The organism is Paenibacillus sp. FSL F4-0125, assembly GCF_038008565.1.
In the GTDB taxonomy this organism is placed as follows: domain Bacteria; phylum Bacillota; class Bacilli; order Paenibacillales; family Paenibacillaceae; genus Paenibacillus_AQ.
The window spans coordinates 736,055-756,770 of record NZ_JBBOZJ010000001.1; the positions used below are offsets into that span (position 1 = coordinate 736,055).

A 20,716-nucleotide genomic window follows, 5' to 3' on the forward strand; every position below is an offset into this window, starting at 1 on the left:
TAGAATATGGAAACATCGATATGGATTCTTGGAATTGTTATATTTCTCGCGCTTGCGTTTGACTTTATTAATGGTTTCCATGATACGGCCAACGCGATTGCTACCTCTGTCTCTACACGTGCGTTAAAACCTCGAACAGCTATTATTATGGCGGCACTGATGAACTTTGTCGGAGCTTTGATGTTTACAGGTGTAGCTAAGAAAATTGGCGGAAGTATCACAGACCCCACGTTGCTGGAAAATGGTCTGGATATCATAATAGCCACGCTGATTGCTGCGATTATTTGGAATTTGATCACCTGGTGGCTCGGAATTCCGTCCTCCTCCTCTCATGCACTGATCGGCGCTTTGGCTGGTGCAGTATATGTGGGTGCAGGTTCGTCGCATATTAACTGGGGCGGATTTGTGGAAATTGTCGAGGGCTTGATCTTCTCGCCAATTATTGCATTTGTTATCGGTTATATCATCATGACAGTCCTGAAATGGATTTTTGCAAAGCGTAGTCCACATACGGTTAATAAGGGCTTCCGTTCCATGCAGGTTGTGACGGCGGCATTACAGTCGTTTACTCATGGTACGAATGATGCGCAGAAGGCGATGGGGATCATTACCTTTGCCCTCGTTACATCAGGACGCCAAGAGACTATGGATGTAATCCCTCTATGGGTTAAGGTTGCTGCGGCTACGGCTATGGCACTCGGTACCTCCATTGGTGGTTGGAAGATTATCAAGACCATGGGTACGAAGATTTTCAAAATCGAGCCGATCAACGGCTTCGCGGCTGATATTTCCGCGGCTTCCGTTATTTTCTCGGCAACACTGCTGCATTTGCCAGTCAGCTCCACACATGCTATCACTTCAGCGATCCTGGGTGTTGGCTCCGCAAAACGCTTCTCTGCCGTGAAATGGGGAGTAGCTGGACGTATTGTAGTTACCTGGTTTATTACGATTCCAATCAGTGCGGTATTAGCCGGTCTGATTTTCAAAATCATTTTTTAAATCCCTTTAATAAAAAGATGTCAGTTAGCCTTTGGCTGCGGACATCTTTTTTTGTTGTTTGGGTGGAGCGGGGCGAGAGCGGTATAAAACCCGTAAAAATGACGGAATTGGGCGATTGGAGGAGAAAGAGCGGTATAAATCCCGTAGAATTAGCTAAGTTACGTCGAAGAAGCATAAAGAGGGGCATAAATACCCCAGAATTGGTGAAATAGCGTCGTATAAGCAAAAAGAGGGGTATAAATACCCTAGAATTGGCGAAATAGCGTCGTATAAGCAAAAAGAGGGGTATAAATACCCCAGAATTAGCGAATGACGTCGAAGAAGCATAAAGAAGGGTATAAATGCCCTAAATTTGCAGAGTCTAGCTCGTACAACCGAGAGTGGTTAAAGCTTGGATAAGGTGCTTATGAGCTTATGTCTGGACGTAGCTTTTTGTGCATCGTCGAATCAAGGCGGCGGTTAGAATTTAAACTAACTAATCATTAAACAAATCACTTAATACGATTTGATTAAGTTCGGTGACAACCCAACCCAACCCAACCCAACCCAACCCTATCTACTCTATTCATTCTATCCCCACCATCTGAGGAGCATCGTTAATACACAATGAACCGAATGATCAGAGGGAGAAGAGGATGAACGAAACTTACTAAAGAGTATTCCATCCTTTCCGGAATGGGACGCTATAGAATAATGGAACCTCAGAGCTACGACTTCACGGTTGAGATTCTTTTTTGTTATTTTTGGAAGACTCCACTTCTTGCGGTACAATAGATGCGTGGAAGAAGATGAAGCGGAGGAACATTTATGATACGTACACTTGCGGTGACGCATACAGGTGAGGTGCTGACAGACATACCTTTGCAGGATATCCGGCGGGAGGATTATGCATGGATATGGGCAGACTTTGCTACACCTTCGGCAGAGGAGACGCTGCTGCTGGATCACTATTTTCATTTTCACCCTTTGGCGATTGAGGACTGTATGCATGTGCTGCAGCGGCCGAAGCTGGATCATTATGAGGAAGTACAGTTTTTTGTGTTGCATGCGCTGAATGAAGAGACGCTGGATGCTGAAGAGATTGACCTTTTTTTGAGTGCGAATTACCTCGTGTCCTATCATCATCAGGAAAAAACAGAGATGAATGAAGCTTGGGAGCAGGTGAAGCGTGAAATACATAGTCGTAAAGGCTGGTCGGGTGGTCCGATGGCGGCTGCATATACTGTAATGGACAAGCTGGTAGATAAGTATTTTCCATGCCTCTACAGTTTAGAGGATGAGCTTGCGGATCTGGAGAGCAATGGCGGCAGTGAGTCGGTGGAGGATTTGATGAGCCAAGTGTTTAATGTGCGCGGAAGGCTGCTCAAGATGCGGCGGACGATTGTGCCGATGCGCGATTTGATGTACCGGATCGTGAATTCGCAGCATGTCCAGAGCAACGGTGAGGAACGGATTTATTTTGGCGATATCTATGACCATTTGTTAAAACTGTCGGATATGATTGAGGCGGATCGAGAAATGACTGCGGATCTACGTGATAGCTACATTTCTCTTAACTCCAACCGGATGAATTCGATCATGAAAACACTAACAGTAATCACCACCGTATTCATGCCGCTGACGCTGATTGCCGGAATCTATGGAATGAACTTTGTAGTGATGCCTGAACTTGAATGGAAGTATGGGTATTTTGGCGTTCTGCTGTTTATGGTGGTGGTGGGCGTTGGTATGTTCAGATGGTTCCGGCGAAGTGGATGGTTTAAGTAAAGATAAAAGAAACGATACAGCAAGTCTCTTCCCCTGAGAAATGCTGTTTGTCAGATTATAGTACCTATCCGGTAATGGCCGTAGGCACACCAGAAAACGTCACCGCTATTTGCGGCGACGTTTTCCAGTAGAGGGAGTTGAGCGCCGGCGTGTGGTTGTGGACGATTTGCGACGTTGAGAAGTAGAGCGTCTTTTTTTGCGTCGACTCGGGCTGAACAGTGCGGCATCCTCTTCGGCTGCCAGGGCGCCTGCTGCTCCTTTTCCTTTGCCGAAGCTACCCATGAAGAGTTTAACCATTGGAGCCATCTGCTGGAAGCCGGACATCACCTTCTGTACTTTACCCATAGAGTTTACGATCCCGTCAATGCCGCCCATTCGGTCGATGATGCCTTTAATTTGGTCCATATTCCCACCAATTCCGCCACCGCCGCCTAAACCGCCTAAGCCGCTTAGTAGTCCGGCAAGTCCGCCGCTAGCTTTCGTTGTGGCTTCAGCAGCAGGAAGCGCTAGCGCCGTTTCAGCGGCAGCTTCTGCTCCTAAAGAGGGAAGGATTCCACTATCTGCTGGGAGGGATGAAGGCGCGTATGGACTGAGGCCGGGATAGGCAGAGGCATTATACGAATCGCTCAGCGAACGCTGATTCCGGCGGGAATGATTATAGTAATGATCAGGCATAATATCACATTCCTTTGTTAGTGGTTTGCTATACTGTATGTCATGGGCGAACATACGGTATAGACGAATGCCCGGTTTACCCGTGATAGGAGCGGAAAAGGGCGAATGCCTATAATCGCCCTAAAGAAGTGAAAAAAGCGTGTACATGCTTGATTTTCGGCGCTTATGTAGTACTATAGGGTAGGTGCTATTTCTTGTGTAGGAAGAAATGAAAATAGTTTAGTACATAATTAGTGTGCGCCAGGGGTGGACGTTTGTCCATCGATTTCACTCTTTACAGCGTGAAATCGTTAATGCTTGAAAAATGCGCTCCAGTGCAATATAGTAGAGCAAGAAAGACACATTAGGGGATGATAATCTTATGCAGCTGAAGAAGCTAAACGATAAAAGTATCGACCAATTATTTGAAGCTATTTTAACATTGAAAAATATGGAAGAATGTTACGTATTCTTTGATGATCTGTGCACTGTGAACGAGATTCAATCGCTGTCGCAGCGACTGGAAGTAGCGCGTATGCTCGGCAAAGGTTCGACTTACAACCAGATCGAAGCAGAGACGGGTGCAAGCACAGCTACGATTTCCCGTGTGAAACGTTGCCTGAACTACGGCAATGATGGATATAAATTAACATTGGAACGTTTGGGACGCTAATTTATGGCACCGGGCGTACTTATTATCAGTCATGGCTCTCGCGACGAGGCTTGGGTTTCGATCGTGGAGGAAGCCGTAAGTGGATTATCGCTAGGTGAAAAGATTCCTGTGGTGGTCTCTTTTTTAGAGCTGGTAGAGGGCCGTCTGATTCAAGATGGAATAAATGAGCTGGAACACGCAGGGATCACAGATATTATTGTGATCCCATTGTTCGTTTCCTCGGGAAGCACACATGTCGATGAGATAGAATATGCACTAGGCGCCAAACCTGAGCCTGAACGTGAGACGGATTTAGCGCTGTTCTCAGTGAAGGCTAGAGTTCACTATGGTTATCCTATCGACGATGACCCGGACATCGCTGTAATGATCTGGGACAAGCTACGTGTGCTGTCTACGGAACCAGCGCGTGAAACAATTCTACTCGTGGGTCATGGCAGCATCTATGATGGCTTCCGGCAACGCTGGCAGCAGGGGATATCTTCGCTGGCGGAACGTGTACGTGAGGAAAGTGGTGTAGCAGCGGCCGACTATGGTTTGCTGAGTCCGGACAGTGTACGAAGCAAAGTGGAGTATTGGCAGGAGCAGGGTCACGAGGTGCTGGTGGCGCCGCTTTTTTTGAGTGAAGGCTATTTCACTAAGCATGTGGTTCCGAATAGACTTAAAGGGTTAACCTATAAGTATTCTGGTCAAACGCTTCTTCCGCACCCTCTTCTTCCGCATTGGATTGAGAGACAGGTAGAGACACTCCTCGAACAGATTCGAAGTAAATGATAAAGCAACTACCCCTGAACACACTTAATCATGAAAAATAGTGCCCACATCCGTGGATAATACGGGATATGTTGCATATACATATAAATATATTTTTTTGTCAGATGAAGTGTCATGAATTGCTGTATAATGGAATATTTGCATGAAAGGGCCTTTAACATTGATTGTAGTGGTCCGAATTAGGTATAATCAATTAGGTTATTCTATTATAAAAACAGGTGGCGTTCCGGTAATGAAAACTGCGAGATTGATTTATAATCCCACTTCTGGACGGGAAGAGATGAAGAAGCGGCTCGCCGATATTTTGGACCGGCTGGATATGGGTGGCATTGAGGCCTCCTGCCATGCAACAACCGGAGAAGGCGATGCTATGTTAGCTGCTGCAGATGCAGTAGAACGCGGTTATGATTTGATCATAGCAGCCGGTGGCGATGGCACTTTAAATGAGGTTATTAATGGTATGGCGGAGAAGCCTAATCTTCCCCCACTCGGCGTTTTGCCGCTTGGTACTACCAATGATTTTGCACGTGCAATGGGGATCCCGAAGAACTGGGAAGATTCCTGTGATCTGATCATTCGCCAAGAGACACGTCCGATTGATATCGGTAAGGCAAATGACCGTTATTTTATTAATATAGCAGGCGGCGGTAGTCTAACCGAACTGACTTATGAAGTTCCTAGTAAGCTGAAGACCATGATAGGGCAGCTTGCGTATTATTTAAAAGGTATTGAAAAAATGGTCAGCCTTTCTCCTCAGGAACTAATCATTCGTGCTAATGGTCAAGAAGTCATTCATGATGAGTTCATGCTGTTCCTGATTGCAAATACGAATTCTGTTGGCGGCTTTGAAAAGCTTGCTCCCGGCGCTCGTATCGATGACGGTCTGTTAGATGTTATTGCGGTTAAAAAATGCAACCTAGCGGAGTTTGTCCGTTTGGTCAGATTAGCCCTTCGCGGCGAGCATTTGAACGATAAGAAGGTTATATACTTCCGTACGGATGCGATGGATGTAATCTCTCCAGGGCATGTCCAATTGAATTTGGACGGCGAGCTAGGCGGAGAACTGCCAGGGCGATTCCGGATTTTGCCACAGCATTTGCGAATTTTTGCTGAGAATAACTAAGGGTCAATGGACAGATATTGTAGGTATATATAGCGATGTTCTTTGATCGAAGACACTGTGAGATTTACAGCGATAATAATGATCGAAGACATTTAATTGGGTTTATACAGCGATGATAATGAAAGAAGTGAACAATAAATAATGAGTAAACACCGCAGTGGACGCAGCACCAGCCGCCCAGTCGGCAAGGCGCCTGTCGCCGGACTGCCTGTGAATAAAAATGATGAGGTTATGCTCGATATCATCGGCATGACCCATGAAGGTGAAGGGGTAGGCCGCGTTGAAGGCTTTACCCTTTTTGTGCAGGGAGCCCTGCCCGGGGAGAAGGTTCGGGCAAAGGTGCTCAAGACTAAGAAGCAGTATGGCTATGCCAAGCTGCTGAATTTAGTAGAGGCGAGCAGCGCCCGCATTGCGGCGCTTTGCGAGATCTATGACCAATGCGGCGGCTGCCAGCTGCAGCATATGGAATACACCGCGCAGCTGGCGTGGAAACGGCAGCTGGTGGTGGACAACCTGGAGCGGATTGGAAAGCTCCGGGTGAGTGGTGGGGCTGCTGGCGGAGACGCTGAGATGGCTCAGACAGAGGGCATTCTCGTCCGCCCAACACTGGGCATGGACGAGCCTTGGCGGTACCGCAACAAGGCTCAGGTGCCAATTGGCGTAACGGAAGGCGGACTTGTGGGCGGTTTCTACGCGCGCGGCAGTCACCGCATCATCGATATGGAAACATGCTTAATTCAGCATGAAGATAATGATGACGTTGTACGCAAGGTGAAAGATATCGGACGCAAGCTTGGCATTACTGCTTACGACGAAGAATCTGGCAAAGGCTTACTGCGGCATGTCGTAGTAAAGAAAGCCTTCCGTACTGGTGAGATGATGGTTGTCCTTGTTACTAACGGTGACCGTATTCCGAATGTTGACGAATGGATAGCAGAGATCCGCCGCGAAATCCCAGCCGTAACAAGCATCTGCCAGAACGTGAATACTAAGCAGACAAACGTAATCTTCGGAGATACAACCCGTACCCTTTGGGGGAACGATGTTATTTACGATTATATCGGCGATGTGAAATTCGCGATTTCTGCCCGTTCTTTTTATCAGGTTAACCCGGCACAAACCGAGGTCCTCTATGGTAAGACGGTGGAATATGCAGGGCTAACGGGTAACGAGACTGTTATAGATGCTTATTGTGGGATCGGTACGATTTCATTGTTCCTTGCACAGCATGCTAAGCAGGTCTACGGTGTAGAAATCGTACGCGAAGCGATTGAGGATGCACGGGCGAACGCCACTTTGAATGGTATGGATAATGTAGTGTTTGAGGTAGGTGCATCTGAGGATGTAATCCCTAACTGGAAAGAGCAGGGGATTACGGCAGATGTTATCGTGGTTGATCCTCCGCGTAAGGGCTGCGACCCACGACTTTTGGAGACGATTCTAGCGATGAAGCCGGAGCGTGTGGTGTATGTATCGTGTAATCCATCGACTCTGGCAAGAGACTTACGGGTGCTCGAGGATGGTGGATATAAGACAGTGGAGGTAACTCCGGTGGATATGTTCCCGCATACGGTACATGTGGAATGCTGTGCGTTGCTTATAAGAATATAGCTTATTGGAGCCGCATTTACCTGTTCAATCAAAGCCCAAGAGAATATATCACTAAGGCTTTGATTTTAAGAGTCAGTACATCTTAATGCAAGTTTCTATAGTTGATAATATGTTCCTCCCAAGGTAACATACAGCAAACTTGTTCCTTGGAAGGTTTTCTTATGATTTTTGTTTCCCCTAATGAATATTTTGGCGTGGTAGAGCCACTTGGTTAATTTGTGAGAGCCATGTTGTTAACGAAATAATGCCATCAAGTTAATAAGGAGAGCCATCAGAATATGAGAGCTCTCCTATTTACAGTTTTAACTATCGCATCTTTTAGCGGAACTTCATATAAGTATTAATTGGTCAATCTTAAAAGTTCTTCGCGTAGTCCGTTATAAGCATCATGCCATCCCATCTTTGCATAAAAGCGTAATCCGATCAATCCATTGTAATATTTTGCCCCAATGATTCTTTCCTTAAAATTAGGAATGGAAATGCCAACCTGTTGCTGATAACACTGGTATTCCTGGATCACATCAAGTTTCCTCAAGTGCCAGTCTAATGTTGCAAGATCGACAAGAAAATCACCATATTTACCATTAGAGTCGATAATACCGGTTATACGTTGACCATCAGATAAAATATTAAACTGATGAAAATCACCATGAATAAAATACCGATGCTGTTCATTATAGCTGGAATAGGCCAATAAACGGTTATAACATTCATCAAACACATCTTTCTCCAGACAAGAAGTTTTGAATAAGCTGTACCACCCATCCCAGAAGGTACCCACCTGATCCTCTGAATTAATAGCAATTACATGTTCCCTCCAAGAATTATATATACCATCCCCGCTCGTATTTATGAATCCATAACCGTGTGTTTTGCCTAACTCAACGTGGTTCATCCGAGTTAGAAGTTGAATGACCTCCGGAAGCAATTGGCGTTGTTGCTCAGGAGAGCAGCTTGCCAGATTGAGTCCACTGATCTTTTCTGAAATTAGATAGTTAAATGATTCAAATTTACCTAGCCCGAGACAAGAAGGAAACGGGATTCCCTGTGATGTTAAGAGGCCTGAAATAAATCTTTCAGTTTCAAAACTCCCTGCTAAGTCGCTAAATTTAATAACGTATTCCTTATCAAAAACCGAGAAGGAGAATACAGCGCTTAAATTACCCCCTTTTAATGGCGTTACCCCAATCACATTCGAACCATAATATTTACGCAGCACAACTTCCACTTCCGAAGTTTCCAATGTTGGTTTCTCGTATGCAGTCATCTATTACCATCCTCCCTTATTACAATGTACGCTGATTCTCGTCTTCATTAATTCATAGTTACAATTTACTTCTTGCGACTGGAACCCAGAGCTCATATGATGCATCCACTTGTAGTACTCGGAAAAATTGTGCATTTGCCACAAGCTCGTATCCATTTGCAGGAAACCATTCTGAAAATAAATAATACCAGGTGTTATACAATGAACGCGTTGATATTGAAGATAGTTTAAAAACTACCCACTTCTGCTTAGCTATTATCAAATCTACAAGAGAATTAGGACATTCTGCCGTTGTTTCAAACCCAATATAATAGTCAACTAGATCATCTGTATGGTCGAGTGCTATAAACAGGATTTCATCTACTTTTTCCATAGATACTTGCTCAAAATAAGTTTGCATATCTTTATATGTTGTTTGATCAATACCTGGAACAAAGACACCATTTTTATGCATTGGCGAAGTCTCTTTAATACCGACAATCTTGAAGGATTCCCTACTCACAATTCGGAAGTTCATTATTTATCAACCTTTCCATTTTTTGTGTTTAACTTTCTCGAAAACATATATGGTAGGGTGTAATCCTTTGAGACTTAACGGGAACGTATTTATTGATCGCAAATGCAATGACGCAGCAACTTGTAAAATCTCATCCCAATTTTCTGTTAGAATGACAGCTTTCCCATGGACTTTCGTCACTCGAGATATTTCCATTAATATTGCTCGATTGATTTCATTTGTTTCTCTTCCAAATGAAATTTGCCTTCCAAATGGCAGGTTTGTCACGACCTTATCAATAGAAGCATCAGCAAAAGCTAATTGACGAGCATCCCAATGTGTGACTTCTGTCAACGTATCCTTGAGATTCTCTTTCGCTACGTTGAGCGCCTGATGTTCAATATCCCCCCCCACCAATATAAGTAAATGGATAGGATAATCGTTCCCATAAAATTGTGCCCGATCCACAGCAGGGGTCAATAAAAACATCCTCTTCTACAGGAGTTGAAAGCCACACCATGGCATGTGCGACAGTTGGTAAAAGTGATGCTGCTGAAAAACATCTATCCTTTCGTCTAAATCGATAGGATGCATGAGTTAACTTAAGCGAAAAAAGTCCGCGGCTATCTTCAATATCTAGTCGAAACTCTACATCAGGCTGACGATTCATACTAATTTTTTTGTCAGGGTAACGTTTTTTTATTCCTTCCATTGCTGCATTAGCTGCTTCAAATCGGCTATAAGTATGTGATCCTTTACGGCTGGCATTCACATAATAATATGTCCCTTTATTTAGGAATGGCTTTAGATTTATACGAGAAACTTGATCACGCAATGGATGAAGATGTAACCGGTGTGACCCAACTTCTAATTCAGAAATAACTAAATATAAATTATTTGCTAGTCTTAAACGTTCTAGATGTTCAATATCTAGGGTGGTTGTAAAGAAAACCTTTCCTCGATTTTTTTGTGTAACCACTATTTCAAAGCATCTGTCTTTAATCTCCTCAATCAAAAGATCCTCTAAACCAGGTAGTATCGTAGCAAAATAGTTCATTTAAGAAGCCCCCTTCTTAAACAAACATTAGCAAGTTTGGCATCAATGTTCCCGACAAAGCCGATATTGTTTTTGTCGGATCTACAGTATTAAAATAGTTAGAACAAAGACCCGATAAAAATTAAATACTAATTGTCGGGAACACTTCTTTGATAAAAGGTATGATAATCAAGGATGGGATGTGGAAGACATGAATTTACTGAAGCATATGAACGATGCTTTAACCTATATTGAGGAGAACCTTGAAAATGATATAGATATGGCTGAAGTAGCAAAAATAGCTCGCTGTTCAGAATTTCACTTCAAAAAAATGTTTTCCTATTTAGCAGGTATTACATTACTTGAATATGTTAGAAGAAGACGGGTAACCTTGGCTGGTTTTGAATTAAAGGGTCAACCCAGGAAAGTTATCGATGTTGCCATCAAATATGGCTATCATTCACCAGATTCGTTTGCGAAAGCTTTTTATCAATTGCATGGTATTAACCCTTCCGAGGTTAATAAAACCGGGAAATCCTTGAAATCTTTTCCGCGCATGACTTTCCAATTAACCATTACAGGAGGAAGCGAATTAAATTATCGAATTGAAAATAAAGAAGCATTTACAATTGCAGGTATAAAAGAAAGAATCCCTCTCGTTTATAAAGGAGAAAATCCTGCTATAACAGAAATGTTGACGAAAATAACAGATGATGTTTACTCCAAGCTGAAATCTCTTGCAAATGTTGAACCTCTAGGAGGATATAGTGCTTCATTTAATATTAGGGAAAGAGATAATGAGGAAAAAGCTGAACTTGATCATCTGATTGGTGTAGCAACAACAAAAAAAGATTTATTAGATCTGGATTCACTTCATGTTGCAACATTTACTTGGGTAATTTTCACTGTACTTGGTAATCCTGCCGACATACAGGAAGTATGGGGACGAATTTATACTGAATGGTTTCCTTCATCTAATTATCAAGTTGTGGAAGGTCCTGAGATTCTATTTACAGATAGGGATTCTAGTAGTCCAAACTATAAAAGCGAAATTTGGATCCCTGTAGCGAAAAAGTAATCCGTTTAGCTTATAATGAGCAGCTTAGAACATATGTTGAGCATTTCGTATCCAAGCCGCAGTTTTTATCTCCATTACCTATAGCATGTAACGGATCCGCAATCCTTTTTGCACTCAGCTAATTTAAAAGATTGTAAAATCCGCGGAGTTGTCGGGCGCTTTTATTTTTTAGAAAGCATCCGACAGACAGACTCCATACACGTGGAGTCAGTGGCGTTGTTGGAGAGGGATTTAACAGTGATTCAACCCCCTTTGCTTACTTGAGTTTTCCAGAGTCTAGGAAATTTGAAGGAACGCTTGTCAAGTAGACACTAAATAATTGGGCAATTTTAATTCCACTAACGGAGAACGATAAAAAAGCAGCGAGTTAGACGAGCATAGCCCTTAGGCTCCACCATAATAAACCGCCCTGTTTGCAATGTTGCTTACAGGGCGGTTTGCTATGTCATAGAGTGCAGCTTGAAAGTTAGCAGTCAACCTGCACTCAACAAACTATCTTGCACGTTTTTAAAGCTAACTTATTAATAGAGCAGTTACACAAACATAAGATTACTCTGCTACAACTTGTTTGCCTGCAATCCGGCCGAATGTGAAGATATCAGCGATGGCATTACCGCCAAGACGGTTTGCACCATGAATGACCCCTGTTACTTCACCTGCAGCGAACAGCCCAGGGATGACTTCGCCTTGTTCATTCAATACGCGAGTCTTCTCGTCGATCACCAATCCGCCCATTGTATGGTGAACGGATGGTACAGCTTTTTCGATGTAGTAAGGGCCTTTTTCAAGAGATTTCAATCCACCGCGATGTTTAAAATCAAGGTCTTTACCTGTTTTCGCATAATCATTTACTTTATTAATTGTTTCTTTCAAATTGTTCACGTCAATTTTGAAGAAATCAGCCGCCTCTTCAATCGTATCGGCTTTAAAGAGCAAGCCTTGTTTAACGAGTTGATCGTATTCGTCTTGATGAACTTCGATCGTTTTACCGATATCCTCAATGCCTTGATTCCATAATTGATACGTATATCCACCCGTTTGGGCAAGAATTGCTTTAGAAATAACGTCACGACGTTCTAATTCCTCAACGAAGCGCTTGCCTTCTTGGTTAATCAGGATCGCACCATCGAAGCGGGAGTCTGCAACCAGGGAAATAACACCTGTCTCAGGATTACAGATTGGATACGTTTGAATATTCTCCATGTTTGTCAGCTTGGCGCCAATCGTTTCTGCCATAACGATACCGTCACCTGTAGATCCTGGTGTATCGGTAGACATATATTTTTCATCCATTTTAGGATTATATTTTTTACGCATCTCTACATTGGATCCAAAACCACCGGTAGCGATGATGACGCCTTTGTTCGCATGGAATGTGATCTTGTCGCCAGTACCCGAAGTCGCAGTTACACCGGTTACTTTGCCGCTTTCGTCCTTGAGCAAGGTTTCAGCTTTCATATTCGTTTTGATCGTGATTCGGTCAGCGTCTGTTTTGGCTTTTAACTTGGTAATTAATTCAGCACCTGTATGACCTACAGGAATCAACGCACGTTTTCTGGAATGGCCTCCAAATTGGAACAGATGATCAGGTAAGAACTCTACCTTGATATCATCGCGCAGCCATTCGGCAGATGCTAGTGCATTGTCGGCAAGAATACGAACCATCTTAGGATCCCCGAGGTTGTCTCCGCCTTTCATCGTATCATCATAGAACAAGTCAGCCGTGTCATCAGTGATGCCAAGAGCACGTTCAACCCAGTTGTCAGGCGCATTCATCTCACCACCGGAGATCAATGTGTTGCCGCCAACAGCTGGCATTTTCTCGAGCAGAACTACATTAGCTCCAGCGCTGTTCGCTTCGATAGCCGCACTAAAGCCAGCACCCCCGGCACCGATGACGACAACATCATAGGTTTGCTCGGCTTCTTCTTTATCTTTGCTTCCACTGACTGCAGCGCCAGCGACAAGAGTAAGTCCAGACTTCGTAATTGCATCTTGAATGGCTTCGAGATATCCTTTGCTTGTAGCCGTAGATCCGCTAATGGCATCAACTTTTGCGCTGTTAGTTGTCATGACATCTTGCTTGAGCTGCGTATAAACAGGCTCTGCAAGTACTTCATTTTCCTTATGCTCTGTTACTTTAATGTCAGTGATCTTGTTATCTAATAAGGAAACTTGTACTTTAATATCGCCATGTTTACCTTGCCCAACTCCTTCAAAGACTTGAACTCCGTTTGCATCTGCAGCGGGTGCTGCCTCTTTACCGCCACAGGCAGCAAGCGTGAACATAAGACTGAGGACTAGTAGAATAGATAACAGCTTTTTCGTGTGAGTTCGCATAATATCTCCTTCATTCTGTTATGAATTGGTTACATACACTAGGGAGAGGAAGATTTGCTAGGCAAATCATTCATCTCTAGCCTAGACATGAATGTTATTTCATGTGAAAATATGCACAAGACCTATTATAGATTTAGTGCAGCATTATGTATTTGCACAGATTAGCGTTTTTTTGTCTTTTTCGGGCATGTAAGAAACGGATATTGTGAAGGGCTATGATTACAATGAAAACAATTCACTTCAAAATTACGTTAATCGCAGGAGGCTGCTTCTTGCTGCTGTTCGTTGCATTGCTTGTAACAATATATTTTGAGATGAACCATACGGTTGTCCCTTTGAATAAGAACTTAACGCAGCAAGTGGTTAATGCACGCAGCGACCAGATCGATTATTGGTTTAATCAGCGCATCGGTGAGATAGACATGCTTGCTTCTCTAGCTTCGGACCATCATTGGACACGAGATGAATTGCTGCAAGAGATCAATAAGTTCGAGGCGAAAAAACAAGTAGAGTACGAATCCATACGCGTGGTGGATATTCACGGAGATTCCTGGTCAGCAAGGGATAAGCCTTTTTCGATACTAAACCGACCCTACTATCGAAAACTACTGCTAAATTCAGATTCCAATTATGTGGTGAGCAATCCTATCGTATCCAAAGCGAATGCAGCTGAAATCGTCGTCATTCTGTATCGCGTGAATCCATCGGTGAATGATGAGGTAGCTTATATTGCCGCAGCCGTCTCCGTCAAGAAGATGAAGGAGATTGCTCAAGATGTAATGCTATATGACCAGTCAGGCCAGCTTATCATCGATTGCAGAGAGCTGGGTGAAGGAGATGGAGCGGATGATGCAGCAGATAAGAAGAGCATAAGTGTATTTGAGGCTCCAATTCAAAATGTGGAAGGCTGGAAGCTAGTACTCGAAGTACCGAATTCAAGTCTATCGCTAGCGGTGATCAAAACCCAGCGGACTGCATTGCTGGTAGGCGTTCTTATCGGTAGTGCGTTTATCGTCTTTCTGATGCTGCTTGCTTCTTCCATTATTCGTCCAATTCAGTCGCTTCGCCAGGTAATGGAAAATGTGCAGAAAGGCAATCAAACCATACGAGCAGATGTTATGCGCTCGGATGAGATCGGCGATCTTGGGCGAAGCTTCAATGACATGCTTGTTCAATTATACGCTGTGGAGCAGGACCGAAAGAAGATGGAACTCAGACTGATTCATGAGCAGATCAAGCCGCACTTTTTATACAACACATTGGATACGATCCAGTGGATGGCAACGGAACATGGAGCAGACAATGTGGTGGAGATGGTGGAAGCGCTTAGCGCATATTTCCGATTAGGGCTTGGCACAGGCAGTCCCTACATTCTGCTTGATCAGGAGTTGTACCATGTCGAGAGTTATCTTCATATTCAAGGCGTGCGATATGAGGAGATTCTGGACTACGAGCTTCGATATGATGAAAAGCTTGCTCAGTGCCAAGTCGTTCGCTTCATGCTGCAGCCGTTGGTGGAAAATGCGATTTATCACGGGATTAAGCCACTTGGGGATCAAAAGTGCAAAATTTCGATCACAGCATATAAACAGGTCGATGATTTGGTCATTAAGGTTAAAAATAATGGGGTTATGATTCCTGAAGAGAAGCTTGAACAGATGAATCAAGCCCTTCTTGATGATAAATATGATCGTTCTGCCACAGGCTTTGGGCTATACAGCGTAAACCATCGCATTCGACTAGCTTACGGGGTGCCATATGGCCTTGCAGTGAAGAGCGAAGATGGCATTACCGTTATGGTCATTCGAATACCTTTGGAAGGGGAGCGGAATGAAGATGTGGAAGATTGTCATCGTCGATGATGAAACGATCATTCGCAAAGGCTTGCGACAATACATTGAGGAGAGTTCGTATCTTTTTGAAGTTGCAGGAGAAGCGAAAAGTGCAAACGAAGCATTGAATATGGTGGAGGAAGCCCCACCACATGTATGTCTTGTGGACATCAACATGCCGAATATGAATGGGCTCGATCTGATAAATATATTGCGCGAACGCTGCCCGTCGGTTCTAGTTGTAATCATCAGTGGCTACGATAACTTTGAATATGCGCGTCAAGCCGTGCAACTGCAAGCATTCGATTATGTATTGAAGCCTGTGCCGAAGAGTGATCTGAACAAGCTGCTTCATCGGATCGATGAGCATCTTCAGGTAAAATATCCTTTGCATTCACATGAAAGCAGGGTGGATAAGGAGCTGGGGCTTCCCGGGTATACAGGGGATGGAACAGTGCTTATCCAAAAAGTGATCGAGTATATTGACAGTCATTATCAGGATCCGGAGCTGTCTATTACTCGAGTAGCATCGCTATTTCATATCAACCAAACCTATCTTAGCAAGCGTATGAAGCAAGAAATCGGTGCTTCATTCCTTGACTATGTCACCGAGCTTCGGATATCGAAGGCGAAGGAGATTCTGGATGACGTAATGCCGAATATCAAAATCGGGGATCTGGCCGTGAAGGTAGGGTATAAGAGCCAGTACTATTTTAGTCGTGTGTTTAAAAATAGAGTCGGCTCAAGCCCCTTAGAGTATAAAAAGCATCCGATCGGTTATGGATAGGGCATCAATTTAAGTAGAACGCCACAGCAATTAGGCGCGACCATATATAAACACGACGCAACCTCGAGGGGTTGCGTTTTTTATTTGGCAGATTGCTTGGAGGACAGTTGATGGCCTTCATGTCAACAAGTGTATACCCAATGTCATTAATTATCTATTTGAAAGAAAGGCCACTTTTCATAATGTTACTTTAAGGACATTGACATATGTTATAAGCTTCTATGACGTGTCGGAATCTCGGAAGGGAGGAAGGAGCATCGAGGTAAGCTGAAATGGAAGCACATACCATTTAGGAGATTGATGTTTCTTGACTCAAAAATCAGAAGGGAGTTAGTACGATATGAAGAGGAGTAGAAAATGGGTAGCTCTCGTCATGGTTGCGATCATGATCGTAACGATGATGCCGATCGCGCAAGCGGCAGAGGCGCTGTCGCCTACACAGATAGAGGAACAGACACCAGCGAACCCGCCGGGCGAAGCCGATCCGGTCGAGGTGATGAATCCATCAGACCTACCGGGAGCGGGTACGGAGGGTGTTATTGCGTCAGTGTATGGGGCGGTATATCACAATCTTGCAGCGGGCTTATCTTATGAGTGGTCGCAAGAGCCGGAAGCTTCCTATCCGGATGAAGGCAACACACTTACGGATGGTATATATGGGGCAAGCAATAGATCCGACGTAGCATGGGTTGGACATCATTTGGGTAAGACACGCGAAGTTGTGTTTGATTTGGGGGCGAAGAAATCCATCACGGGTATTAAAGCCAATTTCCTCGAAGATTGGCCAACGAACAATGTACTCGTGCCACTCACGGTATCGATGTACGTCTCCGATGACAAGGTGAACTGGGGACTGCTCAAAGACAATGCCACGCAGAAGCTGTGGAATGACGGCAAATACACGGAGACCTATGTGTGGGACGGCAGCAAGGACGGTATCAAAGCGATCGGCCCAGATGCGAAGATCGCTCATGCTCGCTATGTGAAAGTGACATTCACAATGCATACGCGTGCAATGACCTTCGTGGATGAGATTGAAATCCTCGGTGAAGACGGCAAAGTTGCCGGAGCTGTAACTGTTCCAACGCATACGCCGAAATTCTTGGCGGCAGGCGAGGCGACAGCGGGTATCGAGCATCTTGGACTTTTGTATAACGGGCAATATGCGAATGACTTAGGCATCTGGACGAAAGAACGGATCATTCCGAATATTAGTTATGTCGATAAGGACGGCAAGATTAAGGATCGACTCTTCGACGGCGTCCTGTATCTTGGCATTAACTCTCCAAATCCAGGTCGTGATTTCGGCGGGCGGGCTTATATGGAAGATTGGAAATGGTATCTGGATAAAACCTTTGCTGTAGGCGGTGATATGGATGCGTTAAACGAAGCGGCTAAGGAAGTATCCGATGCGCTGAACGAGTCTGGCGTGAAGGAAAAGGTTGTCCTCATGATTCCGGATCCAGGTGAATCGATCACTAATTTCGGAGCTGTTGAACAAGGTGGAGAATCGCTGAACTTCAATGATTCCGTTGGCAAAGAGAAAGCCCTTGCGAACCGTGAAAAAGCAGTTCAATGGTGGCTGCAGCAAGTCAAATCGAGATGGGAAGCGAAAGGTTACGCTAACCTCGAGCTTGTAGGTATGTACTGGTTCGAAGAGCAAATCAGCACAAGCCAATCCGGACCGGATCTGATCCGGTCGGTGAGCAGCACCCTGCATGACATGCAAATTAGCGGCAAGGACCTGAAGTTCTTCTGGATTCCGCACTTCTTCGCTTATAAAGCGTTCATGTGGAAGGATGTCGGCTTCGATGCGGTGACGATCCAACCGAACTACTTCTTCGAGCCGACGGATATCGAACGTTTGGAGGATTCTGCGAATCTGGCGAAGCAGTATGGCATGTCCAATGAACTCGAGTTCGATGATCGGATGCTGACGGACGGCGTGTTCCGCGAGCGGTATATCGATTACTTGAACAGTGGTGCGAAGACAGGGCTCATGAAGGATGGCTTCAAATCGTATTATCAAGGCAACAATGCAGTCTATAACACCGCGGTAAGTAAAGATCCAGCGACACGCGTTCTTTACGACTGGCTGTATCAATTTGTTAAAGGAACGTATCAGATCAATGAGGCTCCGCCTTCCGAGGTAGACATGCAGATGAACGGCAATCCGTTCCAGAGCGGGATGAAGCTGCCCGATTCAGAATCCGTATCCTTTACATGGAAGCTTAGAACGGATGATGGTCTGACGAAGGTGACGGCGACGTATGACGGCAAGCCTTATACAGCGGGTACCGTTATTCCGCTTGCAGGCAAGCTTGGCAAACATGAGCTTAACATTACCGTTACCGCGGGGCGTATGGTGACAAAGTCATATGTTATCGAAGCAACGACGAATGCATCTGGTATGAAAGCGCTAGTCGACCGCTTCGAAAAAGCGAAGCAATTTACGAATTCTGCAACGGTGCGTTCTTTGAACAACTATTTGGAAATGATGATGCGCTATGAAGGGAACGATGCAGCGCAAGTCACCAAATATCTCCGAGGCTTTAACGCAAAGCTGGATGAATTCAAGAAGGCGGGTACGATAAAAGATGAGGCGTACAATACGCTGAAGGAAAGCGTCTATTACCTAATAGGCAATTTGGCGCAGAATAAAACGGTAGAAGCTTCGTCGACCGAAGGCAATAATGCGAATTATGCACCGGCTAAAGCCGTCGATGGATTCCCTGCTTCAAGATGGGCGAGTGAATACGTGGACAATACTTGGTTCCTGGTTGATCTCGATGAAGAGAAGGAAATGGATACGGTTCGAATTGATTGGGAATATGCTCGTGCCGATAAATACAAAATTCTTGTGTCGAACGATAAGCAGGACTGGATCAATGTCATGCCAAATGACGGAATTATTACCGCGCATGATGGCAAAGAAACGATTCAGTTCAACCCGGTCAAGGCAAGATACATGAAGTTACAAGGCATAAAAAGAGCAACCGATTACGGATATTCCATCTACGAGTTTGGTGTCTATAACCTCTCGGGTGCTGTAGACGTGAAAGGCATTGAGGGCATACAAGTAAAGGTTGACGAGGAAGCGAAAAAAGTAACGATTGATGGATTGCTGATGAATGGCGTCCTTACAAATGTGCAGTTGATGGTGCTTGATCCGAAAGGCAAGGTTCAACTCGAAGATGAGACGAAGAGTACAGTCGCGGGAAGCTTCCAATTCACATTCAAACTTACGGGTAATTTAAAGGGAACCAATGAGGCGTATCTATCGACTGGCTATATGAGCGAGCCTGTAAAAGTGACCTTTGAATACTCAAAAGAAAACCCGGGTAAAGGTCACGATAAGTAATGGAGAAATAATCCATCCAAGCAGCAATACGACCCGCGCTGAAACTTCCTGTACCGGTTATCGAATTATCTGTCCAAGTAAGAGTAATAACCGAAGTGAAAACGTTTGAGGCGTAACATAACAAGCCGATTAGGTGCCAGACCACGGGGTCTATACCTAATCGGCTTGTTTCTATATACAGAAGTGATGATAAGACGGAATATCAAGATATGATTCAGGTTTTAGTGGGATTGTATTATGTATTGTATAATAGAACGACTGCCTCAACAGGTATTTATAACATAAAACATAGGAGGATACATGTCCTGGAGCAAATTGAAGCAACAACTGGAGAGTTTTCTCTGTCCTGCGTTATACGGCAGGGTTGAATATCGCGCAAGCAGTTACCGTTATTTACCTGATAAATCAGGGGATTGTTATATTTCGGTAGATAAAAAGAACGTACTCAAAATGAATGATAGAACTAGCTCAATTAGATGGTATCAGACGGAGCAGGAGATTAAGAATGATTCAGATCTTCAAATTCCTATTAACCATGAAGACATTGAAGCGGTTAGAAAAGATAGTAAGGGGATCATCCCGGAGGATCGGCTAATAGTCATTGCAAGAAGCAGAAAAATATCAGAAGTTGCAAAGGAGCTTTTGTCAGCACAGACATCATTAAGTAAATCGAACTTTATTGTTATAGCTACTAAGTATTTATCTATTTCCATAGAGGAGAGCTTAGAAAGCAATGATATCTTATTGAATATTCTAGCTATAGTGGACAGACGAGTTGGGAAAAAGCGAATTTTAAACATGAGCGACAAGATGAAGTTAAAGCATCCAATTGTGCAATATTTTTATGAACTAAGGCGTAGTACATTATAAAAATAAATAACTTCATTGAATATTCACGAAACACTCCCTACAAAAATCCTT

General features: G+C 44.1%; 17 protein-coding genes. 11 read left to right on the forward strand and 6 right to left on the reverse strand.

What is annotated here, in order from left to right; all coding sequences use genetic code 11:
* The first annotated feature begins 6 nt into the window (after positions 1 to 6).
* Both NST74_RS03320 and corA read left to right on the forward strand, forming a co-directional pair.
* Positions 7 to 999, forward strand: a complete 993-nt coding sequence (locus NST74_RS03320; protein WP_042184776.1) for an inorganic phosphate transporter — start codon at positions 7 to 9, stop codon at positions 997 to 999.
* 807 nt (positions 1,000 to 1,806) lie between these two features.
* Positions 1,807 to 2,766 carry a magnesium/cobalt transporter CorA gene (gene corA / locus NST74_RS03325; RefSeq protein ID WP_341110374.1) on the forward strand — a complete coding sequence of 320 codons (960 nt, stop codon included), beginning with the start codon at positions 1,807 to 1,809 and terminating at the stop codon, positions 2,764 to 2,766.
* A 105-nt stretch (positions 2,767 to 2,871) separates the two neighbouring features.
* Here corA and NST74_RS03330 read toward each other — a convergent pair whose 3' ends face one another.
* Complete coding sequence (locus tag NST74_RS03330; RefSeq protein WP_042124064.1) at positions 2,872 to 3,441, reverse strand: hypothetical protein; 570 nt, start codon at positions 3,439 to 3,441, stop codon at positions 2,872 to 2,874.
* Between the two features lie 361 nt (positions 3,442 to 3,802).
* Between NST74_RS03330 and NST74_RS03335 the strand changes: the two genes are divergently transcribed.
* The 4 genes from NST74_RS03335 (at position 3,803) to rlmD (ending at position 7,598) form a co-directional block, all read left to right on the forward strand.
* Positions 3,803 to 4,093: a YerC/YecD family TrpR-related protein gene (locus tag NST74_RS03335; RefSeq protein WP_019913624.1), complete on the forward strand. Its 291-nt coding sequence runs from the start codon at positions 3,803 to 3,805 to the stop codon at positions 4,091 to 4,093.
* Between the two features lie 3 nt (positions 4,094 to 4,096).
* On the forward strand, positions 4,097 to 4,864 hold the full coding sequence (locus NST74_RS03340) for a sirohydrochlorin chelatase (protein ID WP_341110376.1): 768 nt from the start codon (positions 4,097 to 4,099) through the stop codon (positions 4,862 to 4,864).
* A gap of 232 nt (positions 4,865 to 5,096) precedes the next feature.
* On the forward strand, positions 5,097 to 5,987 hold the full coding sequence (locus NST74_RS03345; protein ID WP_042124069.1) for a diacylglycerol kinase: 891 nt from the start codon (positions 5,097 to 5,099) through the stop codon (positions 5,985 to 5,987).
* 141 nt (positions 5,988 to 6,128) lie between these two features.
* On the forward strand, positions 6,129 to 7,598 hold the full coding sequence (gene rlmD, locus NST74_RS03350; RefSeq protein ID WP_341110377.1) for a 23S rRNA (uracil(1939)-C(5))-methyltransferase RlmD: 1,470 nt from the start codon (positions 6,129 to 6,131) through the stop codon (positions 7,596 to 7,598).
* Between the two features lie 340 nt (positions 7,599 to 7,938).
* Here rlmD and NST74_RS03355 read toward each other — a convergent pair whose 3' ends face one another.
* From NST74_RS03355 to NST74_RS03370, 4 genes are read right to left on the reverse strand one after another with little or no spacing between them, the layout of a single operon-like run.
* Entirely contained in the window at positions 7,939 to 8,865 is a 927-nt protein-coding gene (locus NST74_RS03355; RefSeq protein ID WP_341110378.1) for a phosphotransferase family protein, read from the reverse strand.
* 58 nt (positions 8,866 to 8,923) lie between these two features.
* Entirely contained in the window at positions 8,924 to 9,382 is a 459-nt protein-coding gene (locus NST74_RS03360) for a GyrI-like domain-containing protein (RefSeq protein ID WP_341110380.1), read from the reverse strand.
* Between the two features lie 6 nt (positions 9,383 to 9,388).
* Positions 9,389 to 9,775, reverse strand: coding sequence for a TRM11 family SAM-dependent methyltransferase (locus NST74_RS03365; RefSeq protein WP_341110381.1), 387 nt, complete (start codon positions 9,773 to 9,775; stop codon positions 9,389 to 9,391).
* On the reverse strand, positions 9,759 to 10,418 hold the full coding sequence (locus NST74_RS03370; protein WP_341110382.1) for a THUMP domain-containing class I SAM-dependent methyltransferase: 660 nt from the start codon (positions 10,416 to 10,418) through the stop codon (positions 9,759 to 9,761). The genes NST74_RS03365 and NST74_RS03370 overlap by 17 nt, the downstream gene beginning before the upstream one ends.
* A 190-nt stretch (positions 10,419 to 10,608) precedes the next feature.
* Here NST74_RS03370 and NST74_RS03375 point away from each other — a divergent pair, with 190 nt between their 5' ends.
* Positions 10,609 to 11,475 (forward strand): AraC family transcriptional regulator, encoded by an 867-nt coding sequence (locus NST74_RS03375; RefSeq protein WP_341110383.1) that lies wholly within the window; start codon positions 10,609 to 10,611, stop codon positions 11,473 to 11,475.
* 549 nt (positions 11,476 to 12,024) lie between these two features.
* Here NST74_RS03375 and NST74_RS03380 read toward each other — a convergent pair.
* A complete protein-coding gene (locus tag NST74_RS03380) occupies positions 12,025 to 13,815 on the reverse strand; it encodes a flavocytochrome c (RefSeq protein WP_341110384.1) in 1,791 nt (596 codons plus the stop codon).
* A gap of 224 nt (positions 13,816 to 14,039) precedes the next feature.
* Between NST74_RS03380 and NST74_RS03385 the strand changes: the two genes are divergently transcribed.
* From NST74_RS03385 to NST74_RS03400, 4 genes are all read left to right on the forward strand, one after another.
* Positions 14,040 to 15,677, forward strand: a complete 1,638-nt coding sequence (locus NST74_RS03385; RefSeq protein WP_341110385.1) for a sensor histidine kinase — start codon at positions 14,040 to 14,042, stop codon at positions 15,675 to 15,677.
* The gene (locus NST74_RS03390; protein ID WP_339289163.1) at positions 15,646 to 16,434 is read left to right on the forward strand and encodes a response regulator transcription factor; all 789 of its coding nucleotides are present in this window, start codon (positions 15,646 to 15,648) and stop codon (positions 16,432 to 16,434) included. Before NST74_RS03385 ends, NST74_RS03390 begins: the two co-directional genes overlap by 32 nt.
* Before the next feature lie 340 nt (positions 16,435 to 16,774).
* Positions 16,775 to 19,795, forward strand: a complete 3,021-nt coding sequence (locus tag NST74_RS03395) for a DUF4855 domain-containing protein (protein ID WP_341110386.1) — start codon at positions 16,775 to 16,777, stop codon at positions 19,793 to 19,795.
* 300 nt (positions 19,796 to 20,095) lie between these two features.
* The gene (locus tag NST74_RS03400; RefSeq protein WP_341110387.1) at positions 20,096 to 20,665 is read left to right on the forward strand and encodes an SF0329 family protein; all 570 of its coding nucleotides are present in this window, start codon (positions 20,096 to 20,098) and stop codon (positions 20,663 to 20,665) included.
* Positions 20,666 to 20,716: the final 51 nt, after the last annotated feature.

Coding starts and splice junctions, on each gene's coding strand:
- NST74_RS03320 (WP_042184776.1), top strand. CDS start 7: ATGGAAACATCGATATGGATTCTTGGAATTGTTATATTTCTCGCGCTT.
- corA (WP_341110374.1), top strand. CDS start 1,807: ATGATACGTACACTTGCGGTGACGCATACAGGTGAGGTGCTGACAGAC.
- NST74_RS03330 (WP_042124064.1), bottom strand. CDS start 3,441: ATGCCTGATCATTACTATAATCATTCCCGCCGGAATCAGCGTTCGCTG.
- NST74_RS03335 (WP_019913624.1), top strand. CDS start 3,803: ATGCAGCTGAAGAAGCTAAACGATAAAAGTATCGACCAATTATTTGAA.
- NST74_RS03340 (WP_341110376.1), top strand. CDS start 4,097: ATGGCACCGGGCGTACTTATTATCAGTCATGGCTCTCGCGACGAGGCT.
- NST74_RS03345 (WP_042124069.1), top strand. CDS start 5,097: ATGAAAACTGCGAGATTGATTTATAATCCCACTTCTGGACGGGAAGAG.
- rlmD (WP_341110377.1), top strand. CDS start 6,129: ATGAGTAAACACCGCAGTGGACGCAGCACCAGCCGCCCAGTCGGCAAG.
- NST74_RS03355 (WP_341110378.1), bottom strand. CDS start 8,865: ATGACTGCATACGAGAAACCAACATTGGAAACTTCGGAAGTGGAAGTT.
- NST74_RS03360 (WP_341110380.1), bottom strand. CDS start 9,382: ATGAACTTCCGAATTGTGAGTAGGGAATCCTTCAAGATTGTCGGTATT.
- NST74_RS03370 (WP_341110382.1), bottom strand. CDS start 10,418: ATGAACTATTTTGCTACGATACTACCTGGTTTAGAGGATCTTTTGATT.
- NST74_RS03375 (WP_341110383.1), top strand. CDS start 10,609: ATGAATTTACTGAAGCATATGAACGATGCTTTAACCTATATTGAGGAG.
- NST74_RS03380 (WP_341110384.1), bottom strand. CDS start 13,815: ATGCGAACTCACACGAAAAAGCTGTTATCTATTCTACTAGTCCTCAGT.
- NST74_RS03385 (WP_341110385.1), top strand. CDS start 14,040: ATGAAAACAATTCACTTCAAAATTACGTTAATCGCAGGAGGCTGCTTC.
- NST74_RS03390 (WP_339289163.1), top strand. CDS start 15,646: ATGAAGATGTGGAAGATTGTCATCGTCGATGATGAAACGATCATTCGC.
- NST74_RS03395 (WP_341110386.1), top strand. CDS start 16,775: ATGAAGAGGAGTAGAAAATGGGTAGCTCTCGTCATGGTTGCGATCATG.
- NST74_RS03400 (WP_341110387.1), top strand. CDS start 20,096: ATGTCCTGGAGCAAATTGAAGCAACAACTGGAGAGTTTTCTCTGTCCT.